The following is a 17,159-nucleotide window of genomic DNA, read 5'->3' as shown; positions in this document are numbered from 1 at the left end:
TTATTAAACGGTTTGCTAATGTTAAAAAAAAAGCCACAGGACTGTCCTGTGGCTTCAGCAATCGACAAATACTTACGCGCACGGCATCCGGGATCGGGGCAGAGGGCTACGGCGTCGCAAGAGTTTGATATTGGCATTCATAAGGCCAATAGTATGCCGATTTGCACACTGCGTCAAAAAATTACGTCACTGATGACTTGGCCAGATCCGCTTCGGAGGTAAAGGAATCTGCGTAAAATTCTTCTTCCGGCAGCCCGCATTGCGCCACGAAATCGCGCTGCGCCGAATCGACCACGATCGGTGCGCCGCAGGCGTACACCTGGTAGGCCGACAGGTCGGGCAAGTCCTGCATGACGGCCTGGTGGACGAAACCGGTGCGGCCGCGCCAGCCGTCTTCCGGCAGGGCGTCGGAAATCACCGGGACGTACTTGAAATTCGGCAGGGTACGGGTCCATTCCTCGCACAGCGCGTGCATGTACAGGTCCTTGGGGCGGCGGCCGCCCCAGTACAGGGTCATCGGCCGCGCGGTTTTCTGATGGGCCGCGTGTTCGATGATCGCCTTGATCGGCGCAAAGCCGGTGCCGGAAGCCAGCAGCACGATCGGCTTGTCGGATTCCTCGCGCAGGAAGAAGGTGCCCAGCGGCCCTTCGAAGCGCAGGATGTCGCGCTCCTTCATGGCGCCGAACACGTGGTCGGTAAACAGGCCGCCCGGCATGTGGCGCACGTGCACCGTGATCTGTTCATCCAGGTGCGGCGCATTGGCCATGCTGTAGCTGCGGCGCTTGCCGTCCTTGAGCAGGAATTCGATGTACTGGCCGGCGCGGTATTGCAGGCGTTCCGCCGCCGGCAATTGCAGCGCAACCAGCATGACGTCATCTGCCAGCTTTTCAATTTTGGCTACGCGGCTGGGCAGCTTCTTGATCGGGAAGTCGCCGGCGCCCAGCACTTCGCGCGCCTCGATCACAATGTCGGATTGCGGGGCGGCGCAGCAAAACAGCGACAGGCCTTGCGCTTCCTCCGCCGCGGGCAGGGTTTTTTCCTGGTGCTTACCGTGGCTGACGGCGCCTTCCAGCACCTTGCCCTTGCAGCTGCCGCAGGCGCCGTTCTTGCAGCCATATGGCAGGCCGACGCCGGCGCGGATGGCCGCGCCCAGCACGGTTTCGCCTTCGTCGCAGGTAAATTGCCGACCGCTCGGCTGTACGGTTACTTGGAAAGTCATACAATTCCGTAAATGAAGAATAAAAATCTGGTCAATAATTTGGTCAATACTTCCACGCGAGATGCCGCGCACGCATTCGGCAAGCCGCGACTGCTGATCGTCGGCTGCGGCGATGTTGGCATGCGCCTGTTGCCGCTGGTACGACAGCATTTTCGCGTTTTCGCCGTTACCAGCCAGCCGGCGCGCCGCGCCGAACTGCGCGCCGCCGGCGCGGTGCCGATCGTTGCCGACCTTGACCGGCCCGACAGCCTGGCGCGGCTGGCGCGGCTGGCGCACCGGGTCGTGCATCTGGCGCCGCCGCAGGCGGAAGGTGAAAAAGACCGGCGGACCCGCAATCTAGCCGCCATTTTACCCGACCGCACGACTCTCGTTTATGTCAGCACCACCGGCGTGTATGGCGATTGCCAGGGAGCGTGGGTTGATGAGACGCGCGCAGTGCGGCCGCAAAATGCCCGTGCCCGGCGCCGGGTGGACGCCGAAACCACCTTGCGCCGCTGGGCCAGGCGTTCCGGCTCGCGCCTGGCCATCCTGCGCGCGCCTGGTATCTACGCGGCCGACCGCCTGCCGCTCGAACGCCTGAAAAAGGGCACGCCGGCGCTGCGTGCGGCTGACGATGTCTACACCAACCACATCCACGCCGACGACCTGGCGCGCTTGGTCGCGCTGGCGCTGTTTCGCGGCCTGCCAGGGAGGGTCTACCATGCGGTCGACGACACCGACCTGAAAATGGCGGATTACTTCGACGCGGTGGCCGATGCCTTCGGCCTGCCGCGGCCGCTGCGGCTGGCGCGCGCCGAGCTGGCGCAGGTGGTGCCGCCGCTATTGTTGTCATTTATGTCGGAATCGCGCCGCCTGGCCAACGCGCGGATCAAGGCCGAGCTGGGCGTGCGCCTGCGCTACCCCGAGGTGGGGACGCTGCTGCGGCGTCCTGGTCAGCTCGGAAAACAGGCGGGAGAATAAGCAGGGGAATAAGCAGGATAGCGACAGCTCAACCGTTCAGTGTCGCCGTCACTTTCAGCACTTCCTCGGCGGTGGTGCTGCCTTCGATGATCTTGAGGGCGCCGGCGATGCGCAAGGGCTTCATGCCATCCGCGACGCTTTGCCGGCGCAAGGCGTGGATATCCGTTTCTTCCTTGATCAAGCCGGAGAATTTCTGGCTGACCGTCAGCAGTTCATACAGTCCGGTGCGTCCCTTGAAGCCGGTCTGGCGGCATTCCGGACAGCCGACCGGACGATACACGCTGGCCGGCCTGGGCATATTCCAGCCTTCCGTCAAGTTGTTCCAGATGTCTTCTGCGACATTGCCATCCGGCGCCTTGCAGTGCGGGCAGAGTGTGCGCACCAGGCGCTGCGCCATGATGCCGATCATCGTGGCTTCCAGCAGATAATACGGCACGCCCAGTTCCAGCAGGCGCATCACTGCCGAGGGCGCGTCGTTGGTATGCAGGGTGGAGAGCACCAGGTGCCCGGTCAGCGCCGCCTGGATCGCCATTTCCGCGGTTTCCAGGTCGCGGATTTCGCCGATCATGATGATGTCCGGGTCCTGGCGCATCAGTGCGCGCACGCCGTCGGCAAATGACAGGTCAATGCCGTGCTGGACCTGCATCTGGTTGAACGCGGCCTCGACCATTTCGATCGGGTCTTCCACCGTGCAGACGTTGACCTCGGATGTGGCCAGTGCTTTCAGGGTAGTGTATAGCGTGGTGGTCTTGCCCGAGCCGGTCGGCCCGGTGACCAGGATGATGCCGTGCGGTCGTTTGGTCAGGCTGTCCCAGCGCGTGGCTTCTGCCTGCGGAAAGCCCAGTTCCGGCAGCGTCTTGACGACCACTTCCGGGTCGAAGATGCGCATCACCAGCTTTTCGCCGAACGCGGTCGGCAGGGTGGACAGGCGCAGTTCGATTTCCTGCCCGCCAGGCGTCCTGGTCTTGATGCGGCCGTCGAGCGGCCGGCGCTTTTCGATCACGTCCATGCGACCCAGCAGCTTGATGCGTGCGGTCATGGCGATCATCACCACCGCCGGCACCTGGTAGACCTGGTGCAGGATGCCGTCGATGCGGAAGCGGATCACCGAAAAATCGCGCTTGGGTTCAAGGTGGATGTCCGAAGCGCGCTGGTCGAACGCGTACTGCCACAGCCAGTCGACGATGTTGATGATGTGCAGGTCGTTGGCGTCCATGTGCTTGTTGGCGGCGCCCATTTCGACCAGTTGCTCGAAATTGTTGCGCAGCGCCAGATCCTGCCCGGTGGACTTGTGCGCGCCCTTGATCGACTTGGCCAGGGCAAAGAACTGGGCCGTGTACTGGGAAATGTCGAGCGGACTGGCGATCACCAGGTGCACTTTGCGGCGCGTGAGCTTCTCGATTTCCGCCTGCCAGTCCGACATGAACGGGCTGGCGCTGGCGATGGTCAGTTCGGTGGCATTCAATGCCACCGGCAGGATGTTAAAGCGTGCCGCATAGCTGGCCGACATGACGTCGGCGACCTTGGTGAAGTCGATTTTAAGGGGGTCGATGCGCAGGAAGGGCAGCTTCACCTTGCCGGCCATCCATTCTGTCAGCATGTCCAGGGTCAGCATGCGATGCGGCGGATGGGCCGATTTCAGCTTGCTTTGTGCCAGCGCCGTCAGCGGATGCATGGCCGCTGGTGCGTTGTTGAGGATCGCCAGCGCCTGCGTGTAGCTGGTCTTGGCGTCGGCCTTGTCGACAACGCCATCTTCCATCAGCCAGCTGAAAATCTGTTTCAGGTCCAGTGGTTTGTGCGCTTCTTTGATCATCTTGCCCAGTCAGGTCGGTCAGTCGTGTGGCGCCTGCGGGATATGCAGCCCCTGCGTCACCTCAGGCGCCAAGCGTAACAGTTGCGCGAGCGCTTGGCAAAGCACCCGGGCAGCGACTGTCGTCAGACTGCCGCAGCGCGCAAGCCGTTGACCCAGGATTTGGCCGGCAGCTTCGTGGTTTCCTTGATTTCCATGGCGCGCTCATGCAGCCAGGCGAAATCCAGCGTCGGCGCGCGCTTGAACGCAAGCGCGACAACATTGCCTTCATGGACCTCGGGCAGGCACAGGACCTTGTCAAAGGCAAAGCGCATCGCCTTGAGGTTTTTGGCATAGCTGGGATGGTCGCCGAACAGGTTCACGGTCATGATGCCGTCCTCGGCCAGGCTGGCGGCGCACGCCTGGTAAAACTCGGGGGTGTCGAGCACGGGGCCGCGCGCGGTAGCGTCGTACAGGTCCACCTGCAGGGCGTCAATGCTGCCGGTAATGGCCGGGTCGGTGATGTAATCCAGCGCATCCATTTCGATGACCGACAGTCGTTCGTCATCGGGCGGCAGCTTGAACATCGAGGCGCAAATGGCGATTACGGAGGAGTTCAGCTCGACCGCAGTGACCTGGGCCTCCGGGAACTGGCGGTAGCAGAACTTGGTGAGGGCGCCGGTGCCGAGACCAAGCTGGACGATACGGCGCGGCTGGTCGAGAAACAGCATCCAGGCCATCATCTGCTGGGCGTATTCCAGCTCCAGCCAGTCCGGCTTGCGGATGCGCATGGCGCCTTGCACCCACTCGGTGCCGAAGTGCAGGAAGCGCACGCCATCCTGCTCGGACAGGGTGACGGGAGCGAATTTTGGCTTGCGGGGAGCGGCTTTGGCGGCGTTGCCTGCGCCTTTGCTGCCTGGGCCTTCCATGCGATTGGCCTGGGCTTCTATGGATTTACGTCGAATTAACATATCTGCAATGCTGAAGGGGTGTCGCCGCAGGTGCGTGCGCCAACGGTTGTCGCGGCATTATAGCCCTGCGCGACTGGCACGCATGCCGGAATTTGCCTCCTGCACCTGTCCGCTCGGGCGGAAATTTGTGCGCTGGCAGCCTTCGTGGCGGTTTTCATTCCGGCGACCGTGTTGCTGCTGTTTGCGATCATTCCGATCCTGGATGATATTTCGCTGATGTCATCCTTGTATCAGCGCCAGCAGCGCAAATAATGCAGGGTCAATGCAGGTCCTTGAAAACCATTGCGCCTTCCAGTAAAGGCAAGGGGTTGATCCTGGACCAATGGCCGCTTAGCATCAGCTCCTCGAATTTTTTTGCCGGTATGGGCGGACTGAAAATGAAACCCTGCGCACTGGTGCAATCCCTGGCCTTCAGAAAGGCAAGCTGCTCGGCGGTTTCGACCCCGCCGGCCGACACGTCAATGCCAAGGTCATGGGCCAGACTGATGATGGCCGAAGCAATCGCGCAATCCTTGCGGCGGTGCGGCAGATGTTGCACGAATGCCTTGTCGATCTTTAATCCATCGACTTCGAATTCCTTCAGGTCGATCAAGGCAGTCGTGCCGGTGCCGTAGTTGTCAATGGCGATCCGCACGCCCTCGCTACGCAGGCTGGTCAGACGTTTCTTGATCTGCGGGTGGCTGGCAAGCATCGATTCCGCGATCTCCAGTTCCAGGCATGAGGGGGCAATTCCGGTTTCATCCAGGATCGGGCGTATGTTCTTGACGAATTCCGGGTTGCTGAATTGCCGTGCCGAGAAATTGAGCGAGATGCGCAAATCCTCCATGCCTTTTCCATGCCATGCCTTGAGTTGCATGCATGCCTGCCGCAACGCCCACTCGCCGATTTTCACGATCAATCCAGACTCCTCGGCAATGTCGATGAAGTCGTTGGGTAAAACCATTTCCAGCTCGCTGGCCTGCCAGCGCAGCAAGGCTTCCACGCTGGAAATTCTCCAGCTGGACAAGTTGACTTGCGGCTGATAGTACAAGGAGAATTTTTGCTGTTCCAGGGCTTCGCGTAATGCCTGCTCGCGGTTTTTTTTCCAGTCCTTTTCCTGGGAAAGCGCGGGGGTATAGTGTTGATAGCTTCCCCTGCCGGCGTTTTTCGCCTGATACAGCGCAAGGTCCGCGTGTTTGAACAGTTCGACCGGATTTCCGGCATCCAGCGGGAACGAACTGATGCCGATGCTGGTGCCGCTGATGATTTCGTTGCCTTCCAGTTGATAAGGCTGTCCAAGCTCATGAATCAGTTTCTTCGCGAGCGTGACGGCTGCCGCCGGCTGCGATGCATTCGACTGGATCACGACGAATTCATCGCCGCCCAAACGGGCAACCGTATCCGTTTCGCGTATTGAAGAGAGAATCCGGGCTGCGACTTCCTTCAGCAGCAAGTCGCCGACGTGGTGACCGAAGGTGTCATTGACGTATTTGAAACGGTCCAGATCGAGCAGCAATATGGCTAACGGAATTTTCGTGCGACCGGAATGGGCGATTGCATTATGCAACTGGTTACTGAAATGGACGCGGTTCGGCAAACCTGTCAGCATGTCATGCAGCGCCAGGAATTGCGTTTGTTCTTCGGCCAGTCGCGCTGCCGTCTGATCACGCATGATCTTGACAAAGCCGCGCAGGCTGCCGTCTTCGTTTCGCAACGGCGTGACAACGCCGTTGGTCCAAAGCCGCGAGCCGTCTTTGCGCAAATGCCAGCGGACATCCTCGGCGCGCCCCAGTTTCAGGGCGGTTTCGAGTTCTTTTTCGGGTTGCCCCATGCTGCGGTCTTCCGGGGTAAATAGCTCCGTGAGCGAACGGCCGATCGCTTCCTGCGAACGCATTCCCAGTATTTTTTCGGCACCGGGGTTCCAGTTGGTGATGATGCCCTCAGGGTCGGTTACGATGATTGCAAAATCGGTCGTGGTTTCCACCAGCAGGCGACAATTCTCCCGGGATTCGCGCAATGCTCGTTCGGTATGGACCTGCTGGGTGATATCGGTATGCGTTTGCAGGTAGCGCCAGGGAACCCCGTCCCGTAGCTCAAGCGCCCATTGGCTGATGACGATGATTTCCCGCCCGTCTTTGGCCCGTTGCCGCACTTCGCCTTGCCAGTGACGCTGTTCATGCACGATCGTCTTGATTTCGGAAACTGGAATCGGAAACTGCGTCTGCAGCAATTCATGGCAATTTCGGCCGCTCGCTTCCTTGCGGCTGATGCCGTACAGACGTTCAGCACGATGATTCCAGAAAGTGATCGAATCATTCATGTCGCAAGTGATGATTGCATCATGCGACAGTTCCAGCAGGCTGACGCGTTCATGCAGGACGTGGGCCTGGTGCGCCAGCTCGCTTTCGCGCTGGCGCAACTTCGTAATGTCGTGAAAAACCAGGATGCCGCCGGCCAGCCTGCCGTTCTCGTCCATGAGCGGCCGTGCATTGATGCTGACCCACGCATCGCCATCCAGATGCTCGTGCCGGATTAACGCCAGCGCTCCTTGAACATGTTCGCCGCGCAGCGCCCGTACCGTCGGCAGCTGGCTTTCAGGATAGGCCGTCTTGCCGTCCGCTTGAAGCAACTGGTAGTTGTGGTAGGTTTGCTCCGGATGCTGCTCCATTGGCTGCAGGTTCAGTAAATGCTGGGCAGCGGGATTGATCAGGATGAGGTGCCCTGTAACATCGGCCACCGCAACCGCGTCCGGCATACATTCAAGAATCGACTTGGTGAAGCTTGCCTGGTGCTGGACTTCCTGTTCCAGCTTCTTGCGCAATGAAATATCCCGCAGAGAACACGACAGGATCGTGCGGTTGGCGTGCCGCACTGATGTCATACTGAGTTCAACTGGAATTTCATTTCCATCCCGGCGGCAGGCAATGATCTCCGGGCGATATTCCGAAATTTGCTGTTCACTTAAAGCAAGAAAACGCTGGATCGCTGTCATATAAGCGTCCTGGTAGCGCGGAGGAATCAACATATTGCTCAATGGCTTGTCGAGCATTTCCTCGCGATTCCATCCAAAAATTTTTTCGGCTTGCCGGCTCCATTCAATAATATTGCCCCGGTCATCAATGGCGATGAACGCATCGAGGGCATTGTCCAGAACAAGTTGGCAAAGCAAATCGTTCTGGGCTGCATCCGGAAAAATCGGCATAAAAACGGATGAAAGCCAAGAGAAATGAAAAAATGTGATTATTTGACAAGATGGTGCGGCAATGGTTTCTTTAGAGGCGGCGTGCCAATCCAGCAGGCAAAAAAAAGCCCGGATTGTCATCCGGGCCTTGCCGATGCACGCCAAATGGCAGGCGTTTATTTGCTTGCCATCGCCAGCAGCATTTCATTCAGACGCTTCACAAACCCGGCCGGGTCGGCCAGGGCGCCGCCTTCGGCCAGCGCGGCCTGGTCGAACAGAATATGCGACCAGTCGCCGAAGCGCGCATCCTCGTATTTCAGGCGCTGCACCAGCGGATGATCCGGGTTGATTTCCAGGATGGGCTTGGATTCCGGCGCATTCTGGCCGGCGGCTTTCAGCATGCGCACCAGATTGCCCGACAATTCGTTTTCGTCGGCCACCAGGCAAGCCGGCGAGTCAGTCAGGCGGAAGGTCACGCGCACCTCCTTGGCCTTGTCGGCCAGCGCCGTTTTCATCTTGTCGACCAGGTCTTTGTAGGATGCCTCGGTTTCCTCATGCTGCTTTTTCTCGGCTTCGTCTTCCAGCTTGCCCAGATCGAGGTCGCCCTTGGCCACCGACACCAGTTCCTTGCCGTCGAAATCCTGCAGGAATGACAGCATCCATTCGTCGACGCGGTCGGTCAGCAGCAGAACTTCGACGCCTTTCTTGCGGAAGATTTCCAGGTGCGGGCTGTTCTTTGCCGCCGCATGGGATTCGGCGGTGGCATAGTAAATCTTGTCCTGGCCTTCCTTCATGCGGCCGATGTAGTCGTCAAAGGAGACGGTCTGGACATCGCTTTCATTGTGGGTGGAGGCGAAGCGCAGCAGCTTGGCGATGCGTTCCTTGTTGCCGGCGTCCTCGCCGATGCCTTCTTTGAGCACCTGGCCGAACTCGGTCCAGAAGCTGGCGTACTTGTCGCGTTGTTCCTGCTCGTCGGCAGTGGCCATATCTTCCAGCATCGACAGGATGCGCTTGGTCGAGCCTTCACGGATCACCTTGACGTCGCGCGACTCCTGCAGGATTTCGCGCGAGACGTTCAGCGGCAGGTCAGCGGAATCGATCACGCCCTTGACGAAGCGCAGGTACACCGGCATCAATTGCTCGGCATCGTCCATGATGAACACGCGCTTGACGTACAGCTTGATGCCGCCGCGCTTGTTGCGGTCCCACAGGTCGAAGGGCGCATGGGCCGGGATGTACAGCAGCTGCGTATATTCGCTGCGGCCTTCGACGCGGTTGTGGGTATGGGCCAGCGGCGCCTGGAAGTCGTGCGAGACGTGCTTGTAGAATTCCTCGTACTGTTCCGGCGTGATGTCGGACTTGCTGCGCGCCCACAGAGCGCTGGCCTGGTTGACCGTTTCCAGCTCGTCCTTCAGTACCGTCGCCTTTTTTTCCTCGTCCCATTCTTCTTTCTGCATCTGGATCGGCAGCGAGATATGGTCGGAATAGCGGCGGATGATGGATTTCAGCTTCCAGGAAGAGAGGAATTCATCCTCGCCTTCACGCAGGTGCAGGGTGATGTCGGTGCCGCGGGCGGCCTTGTCGATCGCCTCGACGCTGAAGTCGCCTTCGCCGGCCGATTCCCAGCGCACGCCTTCGGCTGCGGGCAGGCCGGCGCGACGGGATTCGACCGTGATCTTGTCGGCGATGATGAAGGCGGAGTAGAAGCCGACGCCGAACTGGCCGATCAGCGCCGCATCCTTTTGCTGGTCGCCGGACAATTTCGAGAAAAATTCCTTGGTGCCGGACCTGGCGATGGTGCCCAGGTGCTCGATGGCCTCGTCGCGACTCATGCCGATGCCGTTATCCGAAATCGTGATGGTGCGCGCGGCCTGGTCGAAGGTGACGCGGATTTTCAGCTCGGCGTCGTTTTCATGTAGCGCGGCGTTGTGGATGGCTTCGAAGCGCAGCTTGTCGGCGGCATCCGAGGCATTGGAAATTAGTTCCCGCAGGAAAATTTCCTTGTTCGAATACATGGAATGGATCATCAGCTGCAGCAGCTGCTTGATTTCGGCTTGAAAACCCAGGGTTTGTTTTTCGGCTACGGCCATTTTTTCCTCAAATTTCAGTTAAAGGTGGGTTAAAAACGAATACATGTGATCGTGTGATTTTTGGGCAAAATGGGGATGGAATGAGGAATTTCAAGACTGCGCAAGCGCCTCTTCCAGGAAGCGCCAGATGCCGGGGTCGGCCATGGCGGCGATATTCAGGCGCATCCGGGGTGAAGCCAGTTGGTGCGGAGAAAACAGGCTGCCCGGTGCCAACAGCCAGCCTTCGGCCATGGCGCGCTCGGTCAGGCGGTTGGTGTCGCGCCCGGTGTCGACCCACACGAACATGCCGGCGGCCGGGCTTCCGGCGACATCCAGGCCGATGCGTTCCAGTTGCCGCAGGGTGCGTTCGCGCGCGCGGTCGAGCTTGCCGCGCAGGCGCTCGGCGTGCTTGCGATAGTGGCCCTCCGACAAAACCTTGTAGATCACCCGTTCGCCGATTTCAGTGCTGGTCAGCGATGACAGTATCTTGCGATCGGCCAGCGTCTGGGCCAGCGCCGGGGAGGCGGCGATGAAACCCACCCGCAGGTTCGCGGCCAGCGTCTTGGAAAAGCCGCCCAGGTAAATCACGCGATGCAACTGGTCGAGCGCGGCGATGCGGGTGGCGGGCTGGATGGCGCTGCCGGGATGCAGGTCGCAGTAAATGTCGTCTTCCGCAATATGAAAATCGTACTGTTCGGCGATTTTCAGGATCTGGAATGCCTTGGCCGAGGAGAGCGATCCCGAAGTCGGATTGTGCAGAACTGAATTGATCACAAACAGCTTCGGCCGGTGCAATGCCGCCAGCTCCGCCAGTTTGGCCACGTCCGGGCCATCTGCCGTGCGCGGGATGCCGATTACCCTGGCGCCGAGGGCGGCGAACGAGCCGAACATCAGAAACCATGCGGGATCGTCGACGAATACGGTGTCGCCGGGACGCAGGAATTGGCGCGCGACCAGGTCGAGCGCTTGCGTGACGCCCGAAGTGGTGACGATCTGCTCCGGTGTTGTCTGGATTTCCAGTTCGGCCAGTTTCAGCTGCAGTTGCTGGCGCAGCGGCAGAAATCCCTGCGGGCTGCCGTATTGCAGCAGCAGGGTGGGGTTTTGCCGGCTGACGGCGCGCAAGCCGTTGCCGACCAGTTCGGCATCCAGCCAATCGGCGGGCAACAGGCCGGACCCCGGCATTTTTTGCGGCGGCAGTTGCCGGAACATGTTGCGCGCCAGCCAAACCACATCCAATTGGCTGTTCACCGCGTCGGCGTCTGGCGCCGCCGCGCTCAGATGTGGCGCGCGCTCGCGCACGTAAAACCCGGAGCCGCGGCGCGATTCGAGGTGGCCGCCGGCTACCAGCCGGTCATATGCCTCGATCACCGTGAAGCGCGATACTCCGTGCTGATCGGCGAACTGGCGAATCGACGGCATGCGCGCGCCGCTGCGCAGCAGCCGGTCATCGATCCTGGCGGCCAGCGCACGCACGATCTGCTCAACCAGCGAGAGGCTGGAATCGCGCGAAATCAGCGGCTGGTCTGTCGCCAGCGAAACGGGGTGCGGCTGGCGAGGAATGGCTGTATTGGTCATGCTACCGGCACAGTGTCAGGAATTATCTGGAAAATTGTACCGGTACTGTACCGGTTTTGTCGAATAGGATGGCTTGTCACCATTACCACTGATTCTGGAGAAGTCATGGAAGCCCTTCTATCTATGGTCCTGTTTGCCTTCGTTTCATCGATCACGCCGGGACCGAACAACATCATGCTGACGTCGTCCGGCATCCTGTTCGGCTTTGGCCGCACGGTGCCGCACATGTTTGGCGTGACCGCCGGATTCGGTGCGATGCTGCTGTTGTGCGGTACCGGCGTTGGCGGCCTGGTGCTGGCAATGCCGGCCATATACCTGGCATTGAAAGCGGCCGGCTCGGCTTACCTGCTGCATCTTGCCTGGCAATTGCGGCGCATGCGGTTTTGCGACTCGGTGCACGCGCCGCCACGTCCGCTGTCTTTTGGCGGCGCCGCCGGTTTCCAGTTCGTCAATCCCAAGGCCTGGGTGATGGCGGTGGGCGGCGTGGCGGCCTTCCTGCCGCAGACGGCCCCGGGCGGCATCGGCATGCTGTGCCTGGTCTTTTGCGTGGTGAATTTTTGCTGCATCAGCGTCTGGGCTGGCGCTGGCGCCGCCCTGCGCCGTCAGCTGGCGCGTCCGGCATGGCAAAAAACCTGTGGCGCAGTGATGGCGCTGCTGACGGTATATGCTGCATTTTCACTGTGGATGTAACAGGCAACGGTACGCGGGCGGCACGGTTGGGAGTAAAATCGACCCTTTGACTGATTTTGCCGGTTGCTTTCCGCCGGCGCCATTTTCGGAGCGGATCTTGTCTTATTACGAAAAACTCAACGCCCTCAGCATCGAATTGCCGGCAGTCTCGGCGCCGGCTGCCGCCTACGTGATGTATGCGCAGACGGGCGATACGCTGTTTTTATCCGGCCATATCGCCAAAAAAGACGGCAAACCCTGGGTGGGCCAATTGGGCAAGAACATGACAACCGAAGAAGGCAAGCAAGCTGCGCGCGCCGTCGCCATCGACCTGATGGCGACCCTGCAGGCAGCCTGCGGCGGCGACCTGAACCGCGTCAAGCACATCGTCAAGGTCATGAGCCTGGTGAATTCCACCGGCGAATACACCGAGCAGCACCTGGTGACCAATGGCGCCTCCGAACTGTTCGGCGAAGTCTTCGGCGAAGCCGGCAAGCATGCCCGCTCCGCCTTCGGCGTGGCGCAAATTCCCATGGGTGCCTGCGTCGAAATCGAGTTGATCGCCGAAGTCGCCTGAAGCGAGGTTTTCTGAAACCCGCACTTCCGGGCGCGGCGATTGTCGCGTCCATTTACTGTAGAGAATTGCATGAATATCGATAAGCACGCGCCCATCGAATGGCGTTTTTCCCGCCGCGCGCAAAAACTGGAAAGTTCCGCCATCCGTGAAATCCTGAAAGTCACGATGCGTCCGGAAATCATTTCCTTCGCTGGCGGTCTGCCTTCCCCTGAAACCTTCCCGGTCGATCACTTGCGCGCCGCCTATGACAAGGTGCTGACGACGCAGGGCAAGGTGGCCTTGCAGTATGGCCCCTCCGACGGTTACGCGCCGCTGCGCGAATGGGTCGCCGCTTCGCTGTCGAAGGAAGGCGCACGCATCGTGCCGGAACAGGTGCTGATGGTGTCCGGCTCGCAGCAGGCCCTGGATTTGCTGGGCAAGGTGCTGATCGACGAGGGCAGCAAGGTACTGGTGGAAACCCCCAGCTACCTTGGCGCCCTGCAGGCATTCTCGGTGTATGGTCCGCAATTCGAATCGCTGCCGACCGACGACGGCGGCCTGCTGCCGGAGTCGATCGCCGAGATCGGCCAGGGCGCGCGCCTGCTGTATGCGCTGCCGAATTTCCAGAATCCGACCGGCCGCACGCTGTCGGTGGAGCGTCGCCACGCCCTGGTGGAAGCCTGCGCGCGCCTGCGCGTGCCGCTGATCGAGGACGATCCCTACGGCGCGCTGTGCTACCGTGGCGAGCCCTTGCCCAAGCTGCTGGGCATGAACCCGGAAGGCGTCATCCACATGGGTTCCTTCTCCAAGGTGCTGACCCCGGGCATCCGCCTGGGCTACCTGGTCGGGCCGCAGCCGCTGATCCGCAAGCTCGAGCAAGCCAAGCAGGCGGCCGACCTGCACACCGCACAGATCACGCAGATGGTGGTGTACGAGGCGGTCAAGGACGGTTTCCTGGATGGGCACATCCCGACGATCCGCAAGCTGTATGCGGACCAGTGCCAGGTAATGCTGTCGGCGCTGGAGGAATTCTTCCCGGCCGGTACCCGCTGGACCCGTCCGGAAGGCGGCATGTTCATCTGGGTTCGCCTGCCCGAGCATATCGACAGCATGAAGCTGCTCGATGAGGCAGTCGCCGAACTGGTGGCCTTTGTGCCAGGTGCGCCGTTCTATGCCAACGACCCGCAGCACAATACCTTGCGCCTGAGCTTCGTGACGGTGCCGCCGGAGAAAATCCGCGAAGGTGTGGCCAAGCTGGCCAAGCTGATCGCAGCGAAGCTGTAAATCGTATTGCGATAACCGTGCGCAAGCGGCATGGTTGTCCACAGGGGTAGCGTTGTCCGCTTTGACCTGCATCAAATGCAACACGCGGGCGTATCCATAGACTCGTTCATCATCATGATGAAGTGCTGCCGGATACCCCTGCCATATGCCCTTGCTTGAAATCCGCAATGTCTCCCGTCGCTTTGGCAATCTGCGGGTCATCGACCATGTGAGCTTCGGCATTGACGCAGGGGAATTCTTTTCGCTGGTAGGCCCGTCCGGCTGCGGCAAAACCACGTTGTTGCGCATGATCGCCGGCTTCGACGCGCCGGACGATGGCGACATACTGCTCGACGGCGCAAGCATTCTCGCTACAGCGCCGGAACAGCGGCCCATACACACCGTATTCCAGAGTTATGCCCTGTTTCCCCACCTGACGGTGGAAAAGAATGTCGCGTTTCCTTTGCAAATGAAGGGGAAATCGGCGCGTGCGACGCGTGCGCGCGTGACAGAAGTCTTGCGGCACGTGGCGTTGTCGGACAAAGCCCGGCACTTCCCGCATGAGCTGTCGGGCGGCCAGCGGCAACGCGTGGCGCTGGCGCGTGCCATCGCCGATCTGCCGCGCGTTCTTTTGCTGGATGAGCCACTGGCGGCGCTGGATGCCAAGCTGCGCGAGTTGATGCAAGTCGAACTCATCCGCCTGCAACGCGATCTCGGTATCACATTCGTCTTTGTCACCCATGCGCAAGACGAGGCGCTGGCCATGTCGCACCGCATCGGCGTGATGGACCATGGCCGGATCGAACAGCTGGACGATCCGGCACGTATCTACGGTTTCCCCAGGAACAAGTTCGTGGCCGATTTCATCGGCCATTGCACCATCGTCGAGGCGACGGTCCAGGCGATCGATGGTCCCCGGTTGTCGCTCTCCACACCGCTGCTCGGCATGGTGACAGCGCCCGCAACAACAGGAGCGCGCTTTGGCCAGCAGGGCTGGCTTGCGCTGCGGCCCGAACAATTGCGCATCGGCCGCCCGGGCGCCTTTGCCGATTTGCCGAACCGCGTTTCTGGCAAGGTCTGTGATTTTTTGTATGTCGGCGACGTAACGACGTATATCGTCGAGCTGCAAGGCGGCGTGCGCATCGAGGCGCTGCTGGCCAATTCATTGCCCGGGCGGGTGCATTTCTTCGAGGAAGGCGAGCCGGTCGAGCTGGCCTGGCCGGCTGACGTGGGGAGGTTTTTGCGTGACTGAGCCGCATCCCCTTCGCGAAAACCAGCGGCGGCTGCCCCGCGTCGAGCGCATCGCCAAATGGGTGACGGCAGCGCCACCCTATGCGTTTCTGATCGTTTTTCTCGTCTTGCCGTCCATTATTATGGTGGTGGCGTCATTCCGCTTCCCCGGCGAATTCGGCGGCCTCGCCCCGCTGCGGAAAGTCGCAGGCGTGGCAGGCGACGCGGGCTTGACCCTGGAAAGCTACCGCTTCTTTTTCAGCGACGTGATCTTCGCCGAAATCCTCGTCAAATCGCTGCTGGTGTCATTGGCGACGACGCTGATTTGCCTGGCGCTGGCGTATCCGCTGGCGTTATGGATAGCGCGCCGGCCGCTGCGGCAGCGCGACGTCATGGTGATTCTGGTGATCCTTCCTTTCTCCAGCAATTTTTTGATCCGCATCTACGCCTGGATCATTATCCTGGGGCCGTTCGACTTGCTCTATACGCCCTTTGCAGTTATTGCCGGCATGGTCTACGTCCACCTGCCATTCATGATACTGCCGCTTTATACCAACCTGGAGAAACATGATCCCTTGCTGCTCGACGCGGCACGCGATCTGGGCGCGCATCCCTGGCAGAGATTCTGGAAGGTGACTTTTCCCATGTCGCTGCCCGGAATTTTCTCCGGCAGCGCCCTGGTATTCATTCCGGTGCTCGGCATATTTGCCATTCCAGAACTCCTGGGAGGCACCGGCGACATCCTGATCGGCAATCTGATCAAGGAGCAGTTTCTTGAGAGTCGCGATTGGCCTTTTGGCGCGGCCCTGTCGCTCATCCTGACACTGGTTTTTCTTGCCGTGGCCACGCTCTCTGCGCGCTTCGTGCGCCGCGGCGGGGAGCGTTGATGCGCGCCGGACTTGCGCTATGGTGCGCGGCCATGGCCGGGTATGCGCTCCTGTACATTCCGCTCGCGATTGTCGTGCTATTTTCTTTTAATGATTCGGAATTGAATGCGCAATGGATGGGATTCACGACGCGCTGGTATGCCACGCTATTGCGCGACGCCGACATGCTTGCCGCTGCCCGCAACTCGCTGGTCATTGCGTCGATTTCCAGCACGCTATCCACGCTGCTCGGCACCATGGCCGGCATCGCCATGCACAAGTACAGGTTCCGCGTGCTGCCCGTCCTGGTGCTGGCGCCGGTCGCCATGCCGGAAATCCTGCTTGGCGTATCGCTGCTGCTGTTTTTTCGACAAATGCTGGACCTGACTCTGGGATTCTGGTCGATACTCGTCTCCCATATTACATTTTCGCTGGGCGCGGTTGCCATCATCGTGCATTCGCGCCTGATCGGCATGGACAAGAATGTCTTCGAGGCGGCGCGCGATTTGGGCGCCAACCCGTGGAAGACGTTCCGTCATGTGACGCTGCCGCTGATCCTGCCGGCAGTCGTTGCCGGTTTTCTGATCGCATTCACCCTGTCGATAGACGATTTTGTCATTACTTTTTTCAATGCCGGTGTCGGCGTCAAGACCTTGCCGTTGCAAATCTATTCCATGATCAAGGTTGCCGTCACGCCGGAGGTCAACGCGGTATCCACCCTGCTGATGACGGTGACGTTGACCATGATCGTGGCAGCATCGCGCATCTCGCCGGAGGTCTTGCACGGCAGGTTACACGCGCATAAATCCACCGGGCGGAAGAGGGCCTGACG

General features: G+C 60.3%; 13 protein-coding genes. 7 read left to right on the top strand and 6 right to left on the bottom strand.

Annotation, left to right across the window (positions count from 1 at the left end; all coding sequences use genetic code 11):
- Window positions 1-181 precede the first annotated feature (181 nt).
- Complete coding sequence (locus D3878_RS08905; protein WP_119785154.1) at window positions 182-1,219, bottom strand: CDP-6-deoxy-delta-3,4-glucoseen reductase; 1,038 nt, start codon at window positions 1,217-1,219, stop codon at window positions 182-184.
- A gap of 12 nt (window positions 1,220-1,231) precedes the next feature.
- Here D3878_RS08905 and D3878_RS08900 point away from each other — a divergent pair, with 12 nt between their 5' ends.
- A complete protein-coding gene (locus tag D3878_RS08900; RefSeq protein ID WP_119785153.1) occupies window positions 1,232-2,179 on the top strand; it encodes an SDR family oxidoreductase in 948 nt (315 codons plus the stop codon).
- A gap of 28 nt (window positions 2,180-2,207) precedes the next feature.
- Here the strand turns inward: D3878_RS08900 and tfpB are convergent, their stop codons facing one another.
- The 5 genes from tfpB to D3878_RS08875 all read right to left on the bottom strand — a co-directional run bounded on the left by tfpB (window position 2,208) and on the right by D3878_RS08875 (window position 11,743).
- Window positions 2,208-3,992, bottom strand: coding sequence for a type IV pilus assembly ATPase TfpB (gene tfpB, locus D3878_RS08895; protein WP_119785152.1), 1,785 nt, complete (start codon window positions 3,990-3,992; stop codon window positions 2,208-2,210).
- Window positions 3,993-4,114: 122 nt separating this feature from the next.
- Window positions 4,115-4,939, bottom strand: coding sequence for a spermine/spermidine synthase domain-containing protein (locus D3878_RS08890; protein ID WP_119785151.1), 825 nt, complete (start codon window positions 4,937-4,939; stop codon window positions 4,115-4,117).
- 259 nt (window positions 4,940-5,198) lie between these two features.
- Entirely contained in the window at window positions 5,199-8,120 is a 2,922-nt protein-coding gene (locus D3878_RS08885) for a sensor domain-containing protein (protein ID WP_158592219.1), read from the bottom strand.
- Between the two features lie 155 nt (window positions 8,121-8,275).
- Window positions 8,276-10,189: a molecular chaperone HtpG gene (htpG, locus tag D3878_RS08880; protein ID WP_119785149.1), complete on the bottom strand. Its 1,914-nt coding sequence runs from the start codon at window positions 10,187-10,189 to the stop codon at window positions 8,276-8,278.
- A gap of 90 nt (window positions 10,190-10,279) precedes the next feature.
- Window positions 10,280-11,743, bottom strand: a complete 1,464-nt coding sequence (locus tag D3878_RS08875) for an aminotransferase-like domain-containing protein (protein WP_119785148.1) — start codon at window positions 11,741-11,743, stop codon at window positions 10,280-10,282.
- Window positions 11,744-11,848: 105 nt separating this feature from the next.
- On the opposite strand from D3878_RS08875, the gene D3878_RS08870 reads away from it, so the two are divergent.
- The 6 genes from D3878_RS08870 to D3878_RS08845 all read left to right on the top strand — a co-directional run bounded on the left by D3878_RS08870 (window position 11,849) and on the right by D3878_RS08845 (window position 17,157).
- Window positions 11,849-12,433: a LysE family translocator gene (locus D3878_RS08870; protein WP_119785147.1), complete on the top strand. Its 585-nt coding sequence runs from the start codon at window positions 11,849-11,851 to the stop codon at window positions 12,431-12,433.
- A 97-nt stretch (window positions 12,434-12,530) separates the two neighbouring features.
- The gene (locus D3878_RS08865; protein WP_119787791.1) at window positions 12,531-12,989 is read left to right on the top strand and encodes a RidA family protein; all 459 of its coding nucleotides are present in this window, start codon (window positions 12,531-12,533) and stop codon (window positions 12,987-12,989) included.
- Between the two features lie 69 nt (window positions 12,990-13,058).
- On the top strand, window positions 13,059-14,252 hold the full coding sequence (locus tag D3878_RS08860) for an aminotransferase-like domain-containing protein (RefSeq protein ID WP_119785145.1): 1,194 nt from the start codon (window positions 13,059-13,061) through the stop codon (window positions 14,250-14,252).
- Window positions 14,253-14,397: 145 nt separating this feature from the next.
- Entirely contained in the window at window positions 14,398-15,483 is a 1,086-nt protein-coding gene (locus D3878_RS08855; RefSeq protein ID WP_119785143.1) for an ABC transporter ATP-binding protein, read from the top strand.
- Window positions 15,476-16,348 carry an ABC transporter permease gene (locus D3878_RS08850; RefSeq protein ID WP_233556279.1) on the top strand — a complete coding sequence of 291 codons (873 nt, stop codon included), beginning with the start codon at window positions 15,476-15,478 and terminating at the stop codon, window positions 16,346-16,348. The genes D3878_RS08855 and D3878_RS08850 overlap by 8 nt, the downstream gene beginning before the upstream one ends.
- Window positions 16,348-17,157: an ABC transporter permease gene (locus D3878_RS08845; protein WP_119785142.1), complete on the top strand. Its 810-nt coding sequence runs from the start codon at window positions 16,348-16,350 to the stop codon at window positions 17,155-17,157. The genes D3878_RS08850 and D3878_RS08845 overlap by 1 nt, the downstream gene beginning before the upstream one ends.
- Window positions 17,158-17,159 lie beyond the last annotated feature (2 nt).

Source organism: Noviherbaspirillum sedimenti (assembly GCF_003590835.1).
Taxonomy (GTDB): Bacteria; Pseudomonadota; Gammaproteobacteria; order Burkholderiales; family Burkholderiaceae_D; genus Paucimonas; species Paucimonas sedimenti.
This window is presented reverse-complemented; position numbering and strand designations above follow the sequence as displayed.

Coding starts and splice junctions, on each gene's coding strand:
- D3878_RS08905 (WP_119785154.1), bottom strand. CDS start 1,219: ATGACTTTCCAAGTAACCGTACAGCCGAGCGGTCGGCAATTTACCTGC.
- D3878_RS08900 (WP_119785153.1), top strand. CDS start 1,232: ATGAAGAATAAAAATCTGGTCAATAATTTGGTCAATACTTCCACGCGA.
- tfpB (WP_119785152.1), bottom strand. CDS start 3,992: ATGATCAAAGAAGCGCACAAACCACTGGACCTGAAACAGATTTTCAGC.
- D3878_RS08890 (WP_119785151.1), bottom strand. CDS start 4,939: ATGTTAATTCGACGTAAATCCATAGAAGCCCAGGCCAATCGCATGGAA.
- D3878_RS08885 (WP_158592219.1), bottom strand. CDS start 8,120: ATGCCGATTTTTCCGGATGCAGCCCAGAACGATTTGCTTTGCCAACTT.
- htpG (WP_119785149.1), bottom strand. CDS start 10,189: ATGGCCGTAGCCGAAAAACAAACCCTGGGTTTTCAAGCCGAAATCAAG.
- D3878_RS08875 (WP_119785148.1), bottom strand. CDS start 11,743: ATGACCAATACAGCCATTCCTCGCCAGCCGCACCCCGTTTCGCTGGCG.
- D3878_RS08870 (WP_119785147.1), top strand. CDS start 11,849: ATGGAAGCCCTTCTATCTATGGTCCTGTTTGCCTTCGTTTCATCGATC.
- D3878_RS08860 (WP_119785145.1), top strand. CDS start 13,059: ATGAATATCGATAAGCACGCGCCCATCGAATGGCGTTTTTCCCGCCGC.
- D3878_RS08855 (WP_119785143.1), top strand. CDS start 14,398: ATGCCCTTGCTTGAAATCCGCAATGTCTCCCGTCGCTTTGGCAATCTG.
- D3878_RS08845 (WP_119785142.1), top strand. CDS start 16,348: ATGCGCGCCGGACTTGCGCTATGGTGCGCGGCCATGGCCGGGTATGCG.